The organism is Phreatobacter sp. GW821-FHT04C01, from assembly GCF_059420385.1.
The window spans coordinates 19245-37465 of sequence record NZ_JBWKTP010000006.1; the positions used below are offsets into that span (position 1 = coordinate 19245).

An 18221-nucleotide genomic window follows, 5' to 3' on the forward strand; every position below is an offset into this window, starting at 1 on the left:
CCATGGACCTTTCCTTCATCGTCATCCAGGCCTTGTCCGGTCTCGCCAGCGCCTCGGCGCTGTTCGTGATCGCGTCGGGATTGACGATCGTCTTCGGCGTCACGCGCATCGTGAATTTCGCCCATGGCTCGCTCTACATGCTCGGCGCCTATCTGGCGGTGACCATCGTGCCCTGGCTGCTCGATTTCGACCGCTCGCCGACCTTGTTCTTCGTCGGCGTGCTGATCTCGGCCATCGTCGTCGGCCTGCTCGGCGTGATCATGGAAGTGCTGCTGCTCCGGCGTATCTACAAGGTGCCCGAGCTGTTCCAGTTGCTCGCCACCTTCGGCGTCGTGCTGATCGTCCAGGACATCGTGCTCAAGCTCTGGGGGCCGATGGACCTGCCGGGGCCGCGCGCGCCGGGCCTGCGCCACAGCGTCGCGATCATGGGCCAGCGCTTCCCGGCCTATGAGCTGTTCCTGATCTTCGTCGGGCCGGCGGTGCTCGGCCTGCTCTATCTGATCATGCAGAAGACCCGTTTCGGCATCCTGATCCGCGCCGCCACCCAGGACCGCGAAATGCTCGGGGCGCTCGGCGTCAACCAGGCCATGCTGTTCACCGGCACACTGTTCCTCGGCGCCTTCCTGGCCGGGCTCGGCGGAGCGCTGCAGATCCCGCGCATCCCGGCAAGCTCGCATATGGACATCTCGATCATCACCGATGCCTTCGTGGTGACGGTCATCGGCGGCATGGGCTCGGTGCCCGGCGCCTTCATCGCGGCCCTGATCATCGGTCTGTTGCAGGCGTTCGGCATCCTGATCTTCCCGAAGATCACGCTGGTCCTGGTGTTCCTGCTGATGGCCGTGGTGCTGGTGGTGAAACCCTGGGGCCTGCTCGGCCGGCCCGACGCGGCGGCCAATCGCGCCGTGCTGCCCGAGGGCATCCTGAACCTGAAGAGCCTGGCGCGGATCGAACACGTCATCATCGCGCTGGTGGTGGCGGCGCTGCTCGCCATCCCGTTCATCGGCGATGCCTACAAGGTCAAGGTCGGCATCGAGATCCTGGTCTTCGCGCTCGCCGCCTTCTCGCTGAACTTCCTGATCGGCAATGGCGGCATCGTCTCCTTCGGCCATGCCGCCTATTTCGGCGTCGGCGCCTATGCCGCCGGCCTCCTGGTCGTCGGCCCGATGAAACTGCCGATGGAACTGGCGCTGATCGCGGCCCCCGTCGCCGCGGGCCTGGCGGCGGCGCTGTTCGGCTATTTCGTCGTCCGGCTCTCCGGCATCTATCTCGCCATGCTGACACTCGCCTTCGCCCAGATCACCTATGCCATCTGCTTCCAGTGGGTCGAGGTGACGGGCGGCGACAATGGCGTGGTCGGCGTCTGGCCGTCGGCCTGGGCGAGCTCCCGGCAGGTCTATTTCTACGTGGTCGCGGTGCTGGCGCTGCTCGCCATCGCGGCGCTCCGCCACGTCATTTACGCGCCCTTCGGCTACACGCTGCGCGCGGCCCGGGACTCGGCCGTCAGGGCGGATGCCATCGGCATCGACGTGCGCACCCATCGCTGGCTCGGCTTCACGCTCGCCGGCGCGGCGGCCGGACTCGCCGGTGGCCTCTACGCCTTTTCCAAGGGCACCATCGACCCGACCATGATCTCGCTGCCCATGTCGATCGACTTCCTGGTGATGATCCTCACCGGCGGTATCCAGACCGTCATGGGCCCGCTGGTGGGTGCCGCCTTCTTCCATTCGATCAAAGACTTCTTCATGCCGCTCACCGATTTCTGGCGGTTCTTCCTCGGCCTCTCGATCATCGCCATGGTGCTGCTGTTCCCGCGCGGCCTGGTCGGTGCGGCGGAAGGCCTGAAGGCGCGCTTCGCGCCGAGGGGGGCGGCATGAGCTTGCTTGTCGTCGAGAACCTGCAGAAGCGCTTCGGCGGCGTGCACGCGGCCAAGGACGTATCGTTCTCGCTCGCGGCGGGCGAGTTGCTCGCCATTATCGGACCGAACGGCGCCGGCAAGTCGACCACCTTCAATATGGTCGGCGGCCAGCTCAAACCCGACAAGGGCAGCGTCCGGCTCGCCGGCGAAGACATCACCGGCCTGCCGCCGCGCCTGGTCTGGCGCAAGGGCGTCGGCCGCACCTTCCAGATCGCCCAGACCTTCGTGTCGATGAGCGTGGTCGAGAACGTCCAGATGGCGCTGATCTCGTTCCATGGCGAGACCCGCGCGGTGGTGCCGCGCACCGCCAGCCTGCATCGCGAGGCGGCCTGCGGCTTCCTCGAGCGGGTCGGCATGGCCGATGTCGCCGACAAGCCGGTCAACGAACTCGCTTATGGCGACGTCAAGCGGGTCGAGCTCGCCATCGCGCTGGCCTCCGATCCGAAGCTGCTCTTGATGGACGAGCCAACCGCCGGCATGGCGCCCAGGGAGCGTGCCGCCCTGATGGAGCTGACCGCCGAGATCGCCCGCACCCATGAGATCGGCGTGTTGTTCACCGAGCACGACATGGATTCGGTTTTCGCCCATTCCGACCGCATTCTGGTGCTGGTCCGCGGCGAGATCATCGCCGCCGGCACGCCGGACGAGGTGCGCGGCAATGCGCGCGTGAAGCAGGTCTATCTCGGCGAGCACGGCGTGCAGGCGGCGCTGCGCGCCCGCAAGGCCAAGGCGGCGGAGACGGCCTCCTCGCAGAACCAGGCGAGGGTGCCCTGATGCGCGCGCCCGCTCCGGTCACCATTCTCGACACCAAGGGCCTGTCGGCCGCCTATGGCCACGCCCAGGTGCTGTTCGGCGTCGATCTGGCGCTGCATGCGGGCGAGGTTGTCGCCTTGATGGGCCGCAACGGTGCCGGCAAGTCGACCACGCTCAAGGCGATCATGGGCCTGGTGCCGCCGCGTGGCGGCACGGTCACCTTCGAGGGCCAGGAGATCAGCCGGATGAGCCCGTTCAGGATCGCCCGGCTCGGCCTCGGCTACGTGCCGGAAGAGCGGCGCATCTTCACCGACCTGACGGTCTATGAAAACCTGGAGGTCGGCCGCAAGGCGGCGGCCAGCGAGCGCGATGGCCGTGTCACCGCCTGGACCACCGACAAGCTGTTCTCGATCTTTCCGAACCTTGCCGAGATGAAGGGCCGCAAAGCCTCGGCCATGTCGGGCGGCGAGCAGCAGATGCTGACCATTGCCCGCACGCTCATGGGCAATCCCCATGCCGTGCTGCTGGACGAACCGTCGGAAGGCCTCGCGCCCGTCATCGTCGAGCAGATGGCCGATGCGGTGCTCGCCATGAAGGCAGAAGGCATCGCCGTGCTGCTCTCCGAACAGAACCTCTATTTCGCCTCCGCCGTGTCGGACCGCGCCTATGTCATCGAAAAAGGCGCGATCCGCTACGAGGGGACGACCGCCGACCTCGAAGCCAATGACGAGATCCGGGAAGCCTATCTGAGCATGTGACGGCCGGACGCGCGCGGGCATGGCACGCCGCAACCGTTCGTAGACGAATGACCCGCATGTCGTCCTCGACGACCTGGTGATGTGGAGAAGACCTTGAGGCGCGTAGCCGGCATCGACGTGGGTGGCACCTTCACCGACCTCCTCCTGACCGAGGCGGACGGCGCGGGCGTTCGCGTCAAACTCGCGAAGGTTCCGACCAGCGCCGCCAATCAGGCGGTCGGCGTGGTCAAGGCGATCGAGGCGGCAGGCGTCGGCCCGGCCGATCTCGACCTGATCATCCACGGCACCACCGCCACCACCAATGCGGTGCTGGAGCGCAAGGTCGCCAAGGTCGGCCTGATCACCACGCAAGGCTTCCGCGACGTGCTGGAGCTTGGCCGGCGCACCCGGCCGAGCGCCTATGGCATGACCGGCAGTTTCGAGCCGCTGATCCCCAGGCAATGGCGGCGCGAAGTGCCGGAGCGGCTGAATGCCCAGGGGGAGGTCGTGACCCCGCTCGACGAGGCGGCGGTCATCAGCGAAATCCACGCGCTGCTTGCCGAAGGCTGCGAGGCATTGGTCATCCATTTCCTGCATGCCTATGCCAATCCGGCCCATGAAATCCGCGCTGGCGAGATTGCCACGCGTCTCTGGCCGAACGGCTATGTCACGCTCGGCCACCAGCTCCTCTCCGAGTTCCGCGAATATGAGCGCGGCACCACGGCCAGCGTGAATGCCGCGGTGCAGCCGATCCTCGACCGCTATGTCCAGCGGCTGCAGAACGACCTGAGCGCCAAGGGCTTCAGGCACGACCTGCTTGTCATGAACGGCAATGGCGGCACCGTGCCGGCAACGCTCGTCGCCCGCGAAGCGGCCAAGACCGTCATGTCGGGGCCGGCCTCCGGCGTCATGGCGGCTGCTGCGACGCTCGCCCAGTCGGGTCTTGCCAATGCCATTACCTATGACATGGGCGGCACCTCCACCGACGTCGCGCTGATCCATGGCGGCGTGCCCGAGGTCTCGGCGGAACTGACCATCGACTATGGCCTGCCGATCCACCTGCCCATGGTCGATGTCAGAACCGTCGGCGCCGGCGGCGGCTCGATCGCCAGCGTCAACAAGGCCGGCATGCTGCAGGTCGGCCCGCATTCGGCAGGCTCCGAACCCGGCCCGATCGGTTATGGCCGTGGCGGCACCCGCCCGACCATCACCGACGCCAATCTGGTGCTCGGCCGGCTCGATCCGGAACGACTGACCGCGGTGCAGTCCAAGGTGTCGCTCGCCGAAATCCGTGCGGCGTTCGAGCGTGATCTCGCCACCCCCCTCGGCATGGGCATCGAGGAGGCGGCCGCCGCCGTCATCCGGCTCGGCAATGTCCATATGACCGGCGCCATCCGCATGGTGTCGCTGTCGCGCGGTTATGACCCGCGCGATTTCGTGCTGTTCGCCTTTGGCGGCGCCGGCCCGCTGCACGCGGTCGCGCTCGCCCGCGAGCTCGGCATCCCCGAAGTCCTGGTGCCGGCAAGGCCCGGCCTGACCAATGCGCTCGGCTGCCTGGTCGCCGATCTCCGCCAGGACCGGGTCAATACGGTCAACAAGCCGCTCGACCAGGCCGACATGGCCGAGGTTCAGCGCCTGATCGCTGCCCAGCGCGACAGCGCGCTCGCCGTGGTCGAGCAGGAAAAGGCCGAGATCGAGGAAATCGTCATCCTGCATGGCGCCGACATGCAGTTCCGCGGCCAGACCCATCTGATCCGGGTCGCGCTGCCGGGCGCGGGCGTGACGCGCGAGGAGATCCAGGCCGCTTTCGAGAAAGCCTATTTCCATCGCTTCCAGGTGCGCCTGCCGGAGATCAAGGCCGTGCTGGTCAACCTGGTCACCAGCGTCATCGGCCGGCGCAAATCCTTCCCGCTCTCGGCGCTGCTCGATCCCGCGGCGCGGGTGGCGACATCGGGCGAGGCGGTGATCGGAAGCCGCGATCTCCATGCCGACGGCCGCTGGCACAGCGCCAAGGTCTATGCCCGCGACAAGCTGCCGGCCGGCGCCCGTATCGAAGGCCCGGCGGTCGTCCAGCAGATCGACGCGACCACTGTGATCGAACCCGGCGCGGTCGCGACCGTCGATCCCATCGGCAATCTGAGGGTGAAGGTATGAGACGAGTGTCGACTCTCGACGCTTCACGACGTCATGGCCGGGCTTGTCCCGGCCATCCACGAATGATCGCGCCGTCAAATACGTGGATGGCCGGGACAAGCCCGGCCATGACGAGGAAACAGCCTATCCGGAGGACCCTGCCGTGAACGTTCACGCCAAGTCTGCCGAAGTTCCGACCATCGACGCACTGACGCTGGCGGTCATTCAGGCCGGCCTGCAGCAGGTCTGCAACGAGATGGACATCGCCTTCTCGCGCTCGGCCTTCTCGCCCGTCATCGCCGAGGCCGACGACCGCGCCGACGGCATCTATGATCGCGACACCGGCGCCTTGATCGCCCAAGGCGAGTTCGGCCTGCCGGTGTTCGTCGGCACGATGCAATATTCGACGGGCGAGATCATCCGGCTGATCCGCGAGGGCAAGGCGGGCAAGCCGGAGGCCGGCGACATCTACATCGTCAACGACCCCTATCTGGGCGGCACGCACCTGATGGACGTGCGTTTCGCCAAGCCGGTCTTTGTCGGGGGCGAGCTGTTCTGCTGGCTGCAGAATACCGGCCACTGGCCCGACATCGGCGGCATGGTGCCGGGCGGCTTTTCGGCTAAGGCGACCGAGGTCGAGCAAGAGGGCCTGCGCCTGCCGCCGGTCAAACTGTTCAAGAAAGGCGAGATGGATCCCGAGATCTTCGCGATCATCTCGTCCAATATCCGTATCGCCGAGCAGCGCATCGGCGACATCAAGGCCCAGGCCGCGGCGCTTCTGGTCGGCGAGACCAGGCTGATGGATCTCGTCGCCAAATATGGCACCTGCACGCTCGACGTCGCGATCAAGGCGATCCGGGCGCGGTCGGCCGAACGCATGCGCGCCGAGATCCGGCAGATCCCCGACGGGGTCTATCGCTCGGAAGCCTTTGTCGATTCCGACGGCGTGGTGAATGAGCCGCTGAAGATCGCGCTCACCGTGACCAAGCGGGGCGAGAGCCTGGATTTCGACTTCACCGGGTCGTCGCCACCCTGCAAAGGGCCGATGAATTCGGTGGTCGCGACCACCTATTCGGCCGTCTATCTCGGCGTGAAGCACATCTTCCCCGACGTGCCGATCAATGCCGGCGCCTTCGAGCCGCTGACCATCCAGCGTCCTATCGGCACATTCCTCGACGCGCTCTATCCGCGCCCGGTCTCGGGCTGCGCGGCCGAGGTGTCGCAGCGCATTGCAGAGGCGGTGTTCCTGGCGCTGGTCCAGGCCATTCCCGACAAGGTAACGGCGGCGCCCGCCGGCACCTCGGGCAATTTCGCGCTCGGCGGTTTCGATCCCGCCAAGCAAGCCAGCTACGTCATGTACAAGATCACCGGTGGCGGTTACGGCGGCAATGCAGCCCAGGACGGCCTGACCAATGGCTGCTCGACCATCGGCATTTCCAAGACCGCGCCGATCGAGGTGATGGAGCAATATTACCCGGTGCTGTTCCGCCGCTTCGCATTGCGCGAAGGCTCGGGCGGCGCCGGCGAAAGACGGGGCGGTTTCGGCGTGCATTACGAGATGGAGCTGCTGCGTGGCGAGGCGCGCGCCTCCTTCGTCATGGATCACGGCCGCTTCGGACCGCCCGGCGTGCTGGGCGGCGGCGACGGCGCGCCGAATGTCGTCAAGATCCATCGCGACGGCACCACGACCATCCCTGAGCACCTGTCCAAGGACCAGGACATCGCGATCCGCGCCGGCGACCGCGTCGAGGTGATGACGCCGGGCGGCGGCGGCTATGGCGACCCGGCCAAACGCGACCCGGCGCTCGTCGCCCGCGACGTGGCCCGCGGTTATTACGCGGCCGACGAGGCGGCCAGGCTCTGGGGATGGAGGGCCTGATGATCGCCTATCACCGTCCGCGGACATTGGCCGAAGCGCTCGAGATCCGGGCCTCCCAGGACGTCGCCGTTCTGGCTGGCGGCACCGACATCTATCCGGTGCGCACCGCCCGGCGCGCCTGGGGCGACCCCACGCATAAGGACGTGCTCGACCTCACCGCGATTCCAGGCTTGCGCGGCATCACCGACCGCGGCGACCACTGGCGGCTCGGCTGCCTGACCACCTGGACCGACCTGATCCGCGCCGACCTGCCGCCGCAATTCGACGCCTACCGGCAGGCCGCGCGCGAGGTCGGCGGCGTCCAGGTACAGAACCTGGGCACGCTGACCGGCAATATCGTCACGGCCTCGCCGGCCGGCGACGGCATTCCGAACCTCCTGGCCCTTGACGCGCAGGTCGAACTTGCGAGCGTCGCGGGCACCCGCAGCCTGGCGCTCGGTGCGTTTATCGGCGGCTATCGGCGCACCACGATGCGCGCCGACGAGATCGTCACCGCACTCACCGTCCCGAAGCTCGCCAATGCGCGCTCCTGCTTCAAGAAGCTCGGCGCCCGCAAATATCTGGTCATCTCCATCGCCATGGTGTCCGGTATCGTCGCCCTCGACAGCGCCGGCCGGATCAGTGAGGTGCGGATCGCCGTCGGCGCCTGCTCGGCGGTGGCGACCCGGCTGACCACCCTCGAAGCGGCACTGGCCGGCGCGCCGCTGGCTTCGGCCGCGACATTGGTCGCACCAGCCCATGCCGACGCGCTCAGCCCCATCGACGACGTGCGCGCCACCGGAACCTATCGCCGCGCCGCGGCGCTCACTTTGGTGCGCGACTGCCTGACCGATCTTGCCGCGGAAAGCCTTCGGAGGGCTGCCTGATGCTCGACAAGCCGAGCGACATCATCTTGACGCTGACGGTGAACGGGACAGCCCATCAGGTGGCCGCGCCGCCCTTCGCCTCGCTCGCCGATACGCTGCGCGAGCGCATGGGCCTGACCGGCACCAAGATCGGCTGCGATGCCGGCGACTGCGGTGCGTGCACCGTGTTGATGGACGGCGAACAGGTCTGTTCCTGCCTCATCTCCTCCGCCCAGGCCGAAGGCAAGGCCATCACCACCATCGAGGCGCAGCACCCTGTCGTCGACCGCCTGCGCGGCGCGTTCCTGGCCCATGGCGCGGCGCAATGCGGCATCTGCACGCCGGGCATGATCATGGCCGCCGCCGATCTGCTCGGCCGCAAACAAAACCCCAGCCGGCGGGACATCGAGGACGGCATTGGCGGCGTGCTCTGCCGCTGCACCGGCTACGTCAAGATCATCGAGGCGATTGCCGACGTAGCGCGCGGCGCCAACAGCCTCGCGCCTCTGGCCGAAGCCGGTGAAGCCGTCGGCGCCCGCATCGCCCGGGCCGACGGCATGCCCAAGGTCTGCGGCACCGACAAGTTCGGCGCCGACAACGCGCCGGCCGATGCCCTGTGGCTGCGCGCGGTGCGCTCGCCCCACGCCCATGCGCGCTTCGCGCTCGGCGATCTCGACGCGGTGAAGGCCGCCCATCCCGGCCTCGTCGCCATCCTGACCGCCGCCGATATTCCCGGAGCGAACTCCTTCGGCATCTTCCCGACCATCAAGGACCAACCGGTGCTGGCACCCGGTTTCGTGCGCTATCGCGGCGAAGCCGTGCTGGCACTGGTCGGCTCGCGCGAAGCGGTGGAAGGCCTTGCCGATGCGGCGCTGCCGATCGCCTGGACCGTCGATGCCGCCTTGATCGGCGTCGAGGCCGGGCTCGCCGAGGGCGCCGCGCCGCTGCACGCCAATATTCCCGACAATGTGCTGACCCGCGGTTATCTCGAAACCGGCGATGTCGAGGAAGGCCACCGCCTCGGCGCCGCGACCGCCGAGGGCCATTTCCGCACCGGCTTCGTCGAACATGCCTATATCGAGCCGGAAGCCGGTTACGCGGTGCGCGTCGGCGACCGCATCGAGGTCACCGCCTGCACCCAGGCGGCGGTCATGGACCAGGAAGAGGTCGCCCGTGTCATCGGCGTGCCGATGAGCGATGTCCGGATCGTGCCGACCGCCTGCGGTGGTGGCTTCGGCGGCAAGCTCGACGTATCGATCCAGCCGCTGATCGCGGTCGCCGCCTGGCTCATCAGGCGGCCGGTGCGCGTGATCTATTCGCGCACCGAGAGCATGGCCTCGACCACCAAGCGCCACCCCTCGAAGATCTGGGCCAAGGCCTCGGCCGACACGCAAGGCCGTTTCACCGCTTATGAAATGACCGGCGATTTCAACACCGGCGCCTATGCCTCCTGGGGGCCGACGGTGGCGAACCGCGTGCCGGTCCACGCCACCGGCCCCTACAAGGTGCCGCATGTAAAGAACGCCACCCGCGCCGTGCACACCCATGAGGTGCCGGCCGGCGCCTTTCGCGGCTTCGGCGTGCCGCAGGCGGCGATCGCCGGCGAAACGCTGATCGACGATCTCGCCGAACGGCTCGGGCTCGACCGCTGGGCGATCCGGCGGATCAATGCCATCGACCATGGCGACCGGACTCCGTCCGGCCAGGTGCTGCATGCCTCCGCCGGCCTGCCGCAATGCCTGGACGCGGTGAAGGCCGACTATGACGCCATGGTCGCGGCCGCCGAAGCCGAAAACGCCAAAGGCGGCCGCATCGCGCGCGGTGTCGGCGTTGCCTGCATGTGGTACGGCTGCGGCAATACCGCGATGTCGAACCCCTCACGCATGCGCATCACGCTGACGGCCGGCGGTAAGCTGACCTTCCTGAACGGCGCCGTCGATATCGGCCAGGGCTCGACCACGGTGCTGCTGCAGATCGCCGCCGATGCCCTTGGGCTGCCGACCACCGATTTTGAGTTCGTCATCGGCGACACCGACCGGACCTATGACGCCGGCAAGACCTCGGCGTCGCGCCAGACCTTCGTCTCGGGCAATGCCTCCAGGCTCGCCGGCCTCGACCTGCGCGCCAAGATCCTGGCGCTTGCCAATGCCGGGCCGAAGGCGAAGCTGAAGCTGGAAGGCGCGCGGCTGACGGTGACCGACGGCGAGGCCGGACGGGTGATCGATCTGGCCGCGCTGGAGGCCGGCGAGACCGGTATCGTGCTGGCGGGCGAAGGCCAGTACGATCCGCCGACCACCGTGCTCGACGCCAAGGGCCAGGGCATTCCCTATGCGACCTATGGTTTTGCCGCCCAGGTCGCCGAGGTCGCCGTCGACCGGGTGCTCGGCACCGTCAAGGTCACCCGCATCGTCGCCGCCCATGATGTCGGCCGTGCCATCAACCCGACGCTGACCGAAGGCCAGATCCATGGCGGCATCGCCCAGGGCCTCGGCCTGGCGCTGATGGAGGAATATCTGCCGGGCCGCACCGAGAACCTGCACGACTATCTGATCCCGACCGCCGGCGACATGCCGGAGGTCGCGGTCAAGCTGATCGAGGATACCGAGCCGGAAGGCCCGTTCGGCGCCAAGGGCGTCGGCGAGCCGGCACTGGTCGCCACGGCGCCGGCCATTCTCTCGGCGATCCGGCACGCCACCGGCGTGCGCATGAACGAGGTGCCGGTACTGCCGCACAAGCTCTGGGACGCCATGCAGAAGCGGGAGGCCGCGGAATGAGGCGCGCGACCGTGACTGATGCTGGGAGCAGTCGGTGCTTGGGCGATTGCGTTCTGCCGCAGCCGATTGCGGCGCTCCCATGGGAGGAGAGAAGGACGCTGACAAGCCGCCCCTCTCCCATAGGGAGAGGGTGGCGCCGTCAGGCGCCGGGTGAGGGGCGTAAGCCCACAGAACGGGCTCGGGACCTCTTGCTTCCGAGCGGTAGAGACCGGCCGAGGCCAGACTTCTCCGGATATGGACGTCCCCTCACCCGCCCGCTGACGCCAGCAGAAGCTCTCGCTTCTGCTAGGGCACCCTCTCCCTATGGGAGAGGGTTCTTTCGGCGGGCCGCGTCTCCACAACGCGACCCGATACTGAAGATTGTCGCCCAACCCATCGGGAGGTCCTCATGACCGCCACCGACCAGCTCTCGCGGGAAGCGCGTTCGAAGAAATTCGGCGCCGCCGAAGGCGACGGCATCCTGCGCTGCGACGCCTGCCCGGTGCTCTGCCGGATCCGGCCGGGCCGCGCGGGCGCCTGCTCGCGTTATGCCAATGAGAACGGCCAACTGATCCGCACCGACCCCGTCGTGCTGCTCGCCAAGACCGTGGAGGACGGCGGCAGGCTGGTCGAATTCGGCCGCAACGACTGGGACGGCCAGGCGCTCGATCCGAACCGGACCTTCGTCACCGGCATCGGCTCCGGCACCACCTATCCCGACTACAAGCCGGCCCCCTTCATCGTCTCGGCCGAGCATGACGGCGTCGACACGGTCACCGTCGTGACCGAAGGCATTTTCAGCTATTGCGGCGTCAAGGTGAAGATCGACACCGACCGTCATCTCGGCCCGGAAGCGGCCCCGATCCGGGTCAATGGCGAACAGGTCGGCCATGTCTCGACCGCCGAATATGGCTCGCAGATGCTGTCCATCGGCGGCGTCCGACACCTGACCGGCGGCTCCAAGAAGGAAGGCAACGTCACCTGCGACACCATGCTCAAGCTCTGCGCGGGCGAGCCGGTGACCATGGTGATCGACGGCGGCCACGAGGTGGTGGTCGAAGCCAATGCCGCGCCTGTCGTCGACGGCAAGCCGGAGCAGCGCATGCGCGTCGGCTGCGGCTCGGCGACCGTCGGCATCTTCGCCAAGCAATGGCTCGGCCATGTCGACGAGGTGATCGTGGTCGACGACCACATCACCGGCGTGCTGACCGAGCATCAGGCCGGCCGCGTGCTCGACATGAAACAGGCGGGCATCCGGGTGCGCGGACGCAAGTCGACGCCCGGCCGCTATTTCCAGGTGGCCAATCCGGGCATCGGCTGGGGCGGCACGGATATCGAGGATCCCCTGTCGATCATCCAGAAGATCGACCCCGAAACGGCCTGGCCGGGCCTGCGCCTGCTGATGACCTCGACCACCGGCGAGCATTTCCTTTATTGCGTGCTCGACGACAATCTGGTGCCGGTGCCGGCTCCCATCCCCGATGCCGTGATGAAAGTCGTCGACCGTATCGGCGAGAATTGCGAGCCCTCGCTCTGCACCGTGCTGTTCATGGCCGGCGCCGGCGGCTCGCTGCGCGCCGGCGTCACCGAAAATCCCGTTCTGCTGACCCGCTCGGTGGCCAGCGGCGAGACACGCGTCACCATGGGCGGCGCGCCGGTCTATCTCTGGCCGGGCGGCGGCATCACCGTCATGGCCGATGTCACCAAACTGCCGAAAAACGCCTTCGGCTACGTGCCGACACCGGCCATCGTCGCACCGATCGAGTTCACCTTGCCGCGTGCACTCTACGAGAAGCTCGGCGGCCATATGGAGGATGTCGTGTCGATCGGCGACATCCTGCGCGATGTGGCGCCCCAGGCCCGTATCGACGGCTGGGACAGCGACAATCCCTGGCCTTTTCCGGGAGCCCGTGCATGACGGCCAACAGGCAGGCGACATCACCGCTCGGCGCCGATCCGGCATCGGTGAAGGGTTATGTGCTGGAAGACCAGATCGGCTTCCTGATCCGGCGTTCGCACCAGCGGGCGACCGCGATCTTCGAGCAGGTCATGGCCGGTTTCGAGGTGACGCCGGTGCAATATGCCGCGCTCGCCAAGCTGCATGATCTCGGGCCAACCTCGCAGAACGCCCTCGGCCGGATGGTCGGCATCGATCCCGCGACCATGTTCGGGGTCGCGGGAAGGCTCGCCAAGCGTGGCCTGGTGACGCCCTCGGTCGACCCGAATGATGCCCGCCTGGTGCTGCTCGAACTGACCGATGTCGGCCGGGAGACCGTCGAAGCGATGAAGGCGCGCGGCCTGGAGGTGACCGACAAGACCCTGGCCCCGCTCAGCCGCGACGAAGCCGAGACGCTGGTCCGGCTCCTGGCCAAGCTCGGCTGAGACCATGTGGGACGCTCCCTCCGTGCAATGGCTGACCGGCGACCGGCTGCATCTGCAGCATGGGCCGATCGACGTCGTGACCCGGGCCTGGGGCGCTACGAGCGCGGTGCAACATTCCTATGAGGCCGCGATTGCGCGGTTCCGGACCATCCTGCCGGAGCTTGCCGGCGAGCTGTCCGAATTGCGCAAGCCGATGAGCGAGCGGCCACAGGTCGAAACGCCGGTGGCCAAGCGCATGCTGGCCGCCTGCCGGCCCCATGCCGGCGGTTTCCTGACCCCGATGGCGGCGGTCGCCGGGGCGGTTGCCGACGAACTCATCGAGGTCATGACGGAGGCTGCCCCGCTCGACCGCGCCTTCGTCAATGACGGCGGCGACATCGCGATCTTCCTGACCGAGGGCGAGACCATGGAAGTGGCGCTCGCCGCCGATTTCTCGCGCGGCGCGATCCCGGCCCTGAATGGCCGCATCACGCTCGGCTATAGCGACGGCATCGGCGGTATCGCCACCTCGGGTGCACAAGGCCGGTCGTTTTCGCTCGGGATCGCCGATTCGGTGACGGTGCTCGCCCGGGATGCCGCCTCCGCGGATGCCGCAGCGACGCTCATCGCCAATGCCGTCGACCTCGACCACCCCGCCATCCAGCGCCGGCCGGCGCAGCAGCTCGACCCGGACAGCGATCTCGGCGACCGGCTGGTGACGGTCGGCGTCGGCGACCTCAGCACCGCCGACATCGCGCTGGCGCTCGACGCCGGCCGGGCGCGCGCCGACCAGTTGCGCAAGCGCGGACTGATCCGTGACGCGGCCCTTTGCCTGAAGGGCGAGACCATCACCATCGGGCCGTTCACACGCCTCAGGGAGTTGAGACCATGATTGTCAATGTCCGCAAGATCGTCGTCGGGGTCGAGGAGGTGCGCCATGACGGCGGCCCGAAACGCGACAAGCCGATCCTGAAAGGCTTCGTCGCCTGCGTGCTGAAGAACCCCTTCGCGGGCCGCTACGAGGCCGAGGTCACCGGCATGATGGAGGAATTGAAGCCGCTGGGCCTGGAATGCTCGACCAAGCTGCTGGCGGCGCTGGGCGGCGACCCGAAGGCCATCGAGGCCTATGGCAAGGGTTCGATCGTCGGCGCCGACGGCGAGCTGGAGCATGGCGCGCTCTGGCACGTGCCGGGCGGCTATGCCATGCGCGAACTGCTCGGCCAGGCCCTCTCCATCGTGCCGTCCATGACCAAGATGGGCGCCATGGGCGCGATCCTCGACGTGCCGATCCACCACAAGGACGCGGCCTATGTGCGCAGCCATTTCGACGGCATCACGCTTTCGGTGGCCGACGCGCCGCGCGCCGACGAGATCCTGTTCGCCCTGGCCATGACCACCGGCGGCCGGCCGCATGCGCGGATGGGCGGACTGACCCAGGACGCGATTGCCAAGTGGGACGGGTTGCGGTGAAGGCGAGCGGCGTAGGCATCGCCCTCGAAACGCCGCTGCAGCCGGAAATCCTGGCGCTGATCGACGCCTCCGACGCCTTTGCCGCCTCGCTCTACGCGGCCGAGCATCGCCACGCCGTCGGCGTCGAACGGCTCACCGCGGACGATGCCCGCTTTCTCGTGGCGCGCCGCGACGGCCGCGCGCTCGGCTGCGTCGGCCTCGTGGTCAGCGGCGCCCAGGCGGAGATCAAGCGGATGTTCGTCCATGATGACGCCCGCGGCCTCGGCATTGGCGGCCTTCTCATGGCATCAATCGAAAACCTGGCGCGAGGTGAAGGCGTCAGGCTGGTTCAGCTCGAGACCGGGCCGCGCAACGCCGCCGCCCTGAAACTCTATGCGAAACAGGGATACAGGCAATGCGGCCCCTTCGGCTCCTATAGACCAAGCCCGGGCAGCGTCTTTATGGAGAAGACCCTGTTGCCGGAGTGACCACCCATGCCGACCGCCTCGCAAACCGATCTCTCCGGTCTGCTCGTCATTTCCGTCGAGCAGGCGGTGGCCGCCCCCTATGCCGCCAGCCGGCTCGCCGATGCCGGCGCGCGCGTCATCAAGATCGAACGCGAGGAGGGTGATTTCGCCCGCCGCTACGACCGCGCCGTCGATGGCGAAAGCGCCTATTTCGTCTGGCTCAACCGGGGCAAGGAATCGGTCGTCATGGATCTGAAGGACGAGGCCGACCAGGCCGTCCTCGCCAAGATGATCGCCAAGGCCGACGTGTTCATTCAAAATCTCGCGCCCGGCGCGCTCGACCGCCTCGGTTTCGACCCGCAGACCCTGCGCCGGCAATATCCCCGGCTGATCACCTGCTCGATCTCCGGCTACGGCGAAGAAGGACCATGGAAGGACCTGAAGGCCTATGACCTGCTGGTCCAGGCCGAGGCCGGGCTCGCGGAAGTCACGGGTGACGGCGAATCGCGCGCCCGCGTCGGTGTCTCGGTCTGCGACATCGCCGCCGGCATGACCGCCTTCCAGGCCATCCTGCAGGCCCTGATCGGCCGGTCCATTACCGGCGAGGGCCGGCACATCGCGGTGTCGCTGTTCCATGCGCTCGCCGACTGGATGAACGTTCCCTATCTGCAATATGCCTATGGCGGCATCTATCCGCCGCGTTCGGGCCTCAACCACCCGACGATCGCGCCCTATGGCGCCTATCCTTGCGGTGACGGCAAGCCGATCCTGTTCTCGATCCAGAACGAGCGCGAATGGGCTTCGCTCTGCGCCGAGGTGCTGGGTGATGCATCGATCGCCGGTGACGCCCGCTTCATCGACAATGTCACGCGGGTGAAGAACCGCGCCGAACTCGACCGGATCATCGTCCGGGCCTTTGCCGATGCACCGCGCGAAACGATCGCCGAACGGCTGGAAGCCGCCAAGATCGCCTATGGCCGGGTTTCCTCGCTGGACGACCTGCGCAATCACCCGCAAAACCGCCATATCGAGGTCGACACGCCGGCCGGCCGCAAGCGCATGCTGGCGCCCGGCGCGCTGCATGACGGCGAGATACCGCAATTCGGGCCAGTGCCGGCACTCGGTGCCCATACCGACCGGCTGAAAAAAGAGTTCAGCTGACCGCGACGGCCTCCCAGCCGGCGGTCGAGCGGCTGAACAGGATCGGCGTGGCGTTGCGGCGCAGCTCTACATTGAGATCGACGCCGGTCAGCGCCGCCAGCACCAGCAGCAGCCCGCCATGGGAAACCAGCATCAGGTCGCCGTCGGGGTTGTCCTCCTGCGACAGCCAGCGCGACAGGCAATTGCCGCTGCGGTGGACGAAGGCGGCCAGCGTCTCGCAGGCCGGCGGATCGTCGCGCCAATCCATGCGGCCGACTGTCGTGCCGACCAGGCCGAGAAAATAGCGCTCGGCAAGGCCGCCGTCCGGCTCCGGCGTCAGGCCGCGGCCGTCGGTGACGATGGCCGCGGTGCGCCAGGCGCGCATCATCGGGCTCGCTGCCACATGGGCGATCGAGGCCAGCGCCAGCCGGTCGGCGGCTTCCGCCGCCTGGGCCTCGCCAGCGGCGTTCAACGGTACATCGGCGGCCTGATAGATACCCTTGCGATTGCCCTCGGTCTCGCCGTGGCGCAGGAAGATGAAGCGGGTCAGCCGCGGACGAAACGGAATCGTCCGCGTCAGATCCTGGATCGCTTCGTAACCGAGTGTCGGGGCAACTTGCGTCGGGGTGCCTGCGGCCAAGGCTTTGCTCCGGGTTTTGGGCTGTGTTGCGGATTTTGCGCTGCAATGACCGAGTGTGGCGGAAGAGTCAAAGGGGCTGCCGTGCAATCAGCTCCCGCGCAGCTGCCTCTCGCCATGATCGCGCGCATCGGCTAGCAAGACGCCATGAGCACTGCCCCTGCCCGCCCCTCGGTTCGTGAGCGCGTCCGGCCCGTCGATGCCGGAGAACCGGTTCTCGCCGCGCATTTCCTTGGCGATACCGCCGTCCTGGCGCTGGTTTCCGGCGAGATCGTGCTCGCCGGCGAGACCGACCGGCGCGAGAGCCTGCATGACGGCGGCATCCTGGACAGCGCTGCCGACGGCACGACGCTCGTCACCGGCGGCGACGATGGCAAGGTGGTCCGCTTCACGCTGAAGACCGGCGCCGCGATGCTTCACGACAGCGGCGGCACCTGGATCGACCGGGTCGCGCTCGGTCCCAATGGCGCCACGGCCTGGAGCGCCGGCCGCAAGGCCTTCGCGACCCAGGGCAAGGGCGAACCCAAGCCATTGAACCTGGTCTCGGCCGCGGGCGGGCTCGCCTTCTTCCCCAAGGGGTTCCGGCTGGCCGTCGCCCATTATGGCGGGGTCAGCCTGTGGTACCCGAACAGCGAGGCGGCGCCGGCCACGCTGACCTGGAAGGGGTCGCATCTCGGCGTCACCATCAGCCCGGACCAGCGCTTCGTCGTCACCACCATGCAGGAACCGCAACTGCATGGCTGGCGGATCGAGGACGGCCAGCACATGCGCATGTCCGGCTATCCCGGCAAGGTGAAGTCGTTCTCCTGGACCAGCGGTGCGAAATTCCTGGCGACCGCCGGCGCGACCGAGGCCATCCTCTGGCCGTTCAGCGGCAAGAACGGCCCGATGGGTGTCAATCCGACCATGGTCGCGCCGTCGGCCAAGGCGGGTGTACGGGTCACGACAGTCGCCGGCCATCCGACCTCTCCCGTGGTTTCGGTCGGCTTTGCCGACGGGCTGATCCTGCTTGCCCGCATCGATGACGGCGCCGAGATCCTGCTGCGCGAACCGGACGGCGACCCCGTCACGGCCATTGCCTGGCGCGCCGACGGCAAGGCCATCGTGTTCGGCACCGAAGCCGGCAAGGCCGGCCTCGCGACGCTTTAG

At 67.8% G+C, this 18221-nt stretch carries 15 protein-coding genes; 14 read left to right on the forward strand and 1 reads right to left on the reverse strand.

The genetic code is table 11. The features are described 5' to 3' along the window. Positions 1-2 precede the first annotated feature (2 nt). The 13 genes from AC07WJ_RS22260 (at position 3) to AC07WJ_RS22320 (ending at position 16456) form a co-directional block, all read left to right on the forward strand. Positions 3-1877 carry an ABC transporter permease gene (locus AC07WJ_RS22260; protein WP_494936848.1) on the forward strand — a complete coding sequence of 625 codons (1875 nt, stop codon included), beginning with the start codon at positions 3-5 and terminating at the stop codon, positions 1875-1877. Next, positions 1874-2692: an ABC transporter ATP-binding protein gene (locus AC07WJ_RS22265; RefSeq protein WP_494936849.1), complete on the forward strand. Its 819-nt coding sequence runs from the start codon at positions 1874-1876 to the stop codon at positions 2690-2692. The genes AC07WJ_RS22260 and AC07WJ_RS22265 overlap by 4 nt, the downstream gene beginning before the upstream one ends. Continuing rightward, on the forward strand, positions 2692-3429 hold the full coding sequence (locus AC07WJ_RS22270; RefSeq protein WP_494936850.1) for an ABC transporter ATP-binding protein: 738 nt from the start codon (positions 2692-2694) through the stop codon (positions 3427-3429). Before AC07WJ_RS22265 ends, AC07WJ_RS22270 begins: the two co-directional genes overlap by 1 nt. Before the next feature lie 93 nt (positions 3430-3522). Then, on the forward strand, positions 3523-5562 hold the full coding sequence (locus AC07WJ_RS22275) for a hydantoinase/oxoprolinase family protein (protein ID WP_494936851.1): 2040 nt from the start codon (positions 3523-3525) through the stop codon (positions 5560-5562). Positions 5563-5704: 142 nt separating this feature from the next. Then, positions 5705-7420 (forward strand): hydantoinase B/oxoprolinase family protein, encoded by a 1716-nt coding sequence (locus tag AC07WJ_RS22280; protein ID WP_494936852.1) that lies wholly within the window; start codon positions 5705-5707, stop codon positions 7418-7420. Next, a complete protein-coding gene (locus AC07WJ_RS22285) occupies positions 7420-8286 on the forward strand; it encodes an FAD binding domain-containing protein (protein WP_494936853.1) in 867 nt (288 codons plus the stop codon). The genes AC07WJ_RS22280 and AC07WJ_RS22285 overlap by 1 nt, the downstream gene beginning before the upstream one ends. Further along, complete coding sequence (locus AC07WJ_RS22290; protein WP_494936854.1) at positions 8286-11039, forward strand: molybdopterin-dependent oxidoreductase; 2754 nt, start codon at positions 8286-8288, stop codon at positions 11037-11039. The genes AC07WJ_RS22285 and AC07WJ_RS22290 overlap by 1 nt, the downstream gene beginning before the upstream one ends. Before the next feature lie 388 nt (positions 11040-11427). Then, positions 11428-12936, forward strand: a complete 1509-nt coding sequence (locus tag AC07WJ_RS22295) for a 6-hydroxynicotinate reductase (protein ID WP_494936855.1) — start codon at positions 11428-11430, stop codon at positions 12934-12936. Further along, on the forward strand, positions 12933-13400 hold the full coding sequence (locus AC07WJ_RS22300) for a MarR family winged helix-turn-helix transcriptional regulator (RefSeq protein ID WP_494936856.1): 468 nt from the start codon (positions 12933-12935) through the stop codon (positions 13398-13400). The genes AC07WJ_RS22295 and AC07WJ_RS22300 overlap by 4 nt, the downstream gene beginning before the upstream one ends. 4 nt (positions 13401-13404) lie before the next feature. Further along, entirely contained in the window at positions 13405-14271 is an 867-nt protein-coding gene (locus AC07WJ_RS22305) for a UPF0280 family protein (protein WP_494936857.1), read from the forward strand. Then, a complete protein-coding gene (locus tag AC07WJ_RS22310; protein ID WP_494936858.1) occupies positions 14268-14849 on the forward strand; it encodes an amino acid synthesis family protein in 582 nt (193 codons plus the stop codon). The genes AC07WJ_RS22305 and AC07WJ_RS22310 overlap by 4 nt, the downstream gene beginning before the upstream one ends. Further along, entirely contained in the window at positions 14831-15316 is a 486-nt protein-coding gene (locus tag AC07WJ_RS22315; protein ID WP_494936859.1) for a GNAT family N-acetyltransferase, read from the forward strand. Before AC07WJ_RS22310 ends, AC07WJ_RS22315 begins: the two co-directional genes overlap by 19 nt. Before the next feature lie 6 nt (positions 15317-15322). Continuing rightward, positions 15323-16456 carry a CaiB/BaiF CoA transferase family protein gene (locus AC07WJ_RS22320; protein ID WP_494936860.1) on the forward strand — a complete coding sequence of 378 codons (1134 nt, stop codon included), beginning with the start codon at positions 15323-15325 and terminating at the stop codon, positions 16454-16456. Here the strand turns inward: AC07WJ_RS22320 and AC07WJ_RS22325 are convergent. Then, positions 16449-17075 carry a histidine phosphatase family protein gene (locus tag AC07WJ_RS22325; protein ID WP_494936861.1) on the reverse strand — a complete coding sequence of 209 codons (627 nt, stop codon included), beginning with the start codon at positions 17073-17075 and terminating at the stop codon, positions 16449-16451. The two genes, AC07WJ_RS22320 and AC07WJ_RS22325, sit on opposite strands and share 8 nt — an antisense overlap. 144 nt (positions 17076-17219) lie before the next feature. Here AC07WJ_RS22325 and AC07WJ_RS22330 point away from each other — a divergent pair, with 144 nt between their 5' ends. Next, positions 17220-18221: a WD40 repeat domain-containing protein gene (locus tag AC07WJ_RS22330; RefSeq protein WP_494936862.1), complete on the forward strand. Its 1002-nt coding sequence runs from the start codon at positions 17220-17222 to the stop codon at positions 18219-18221.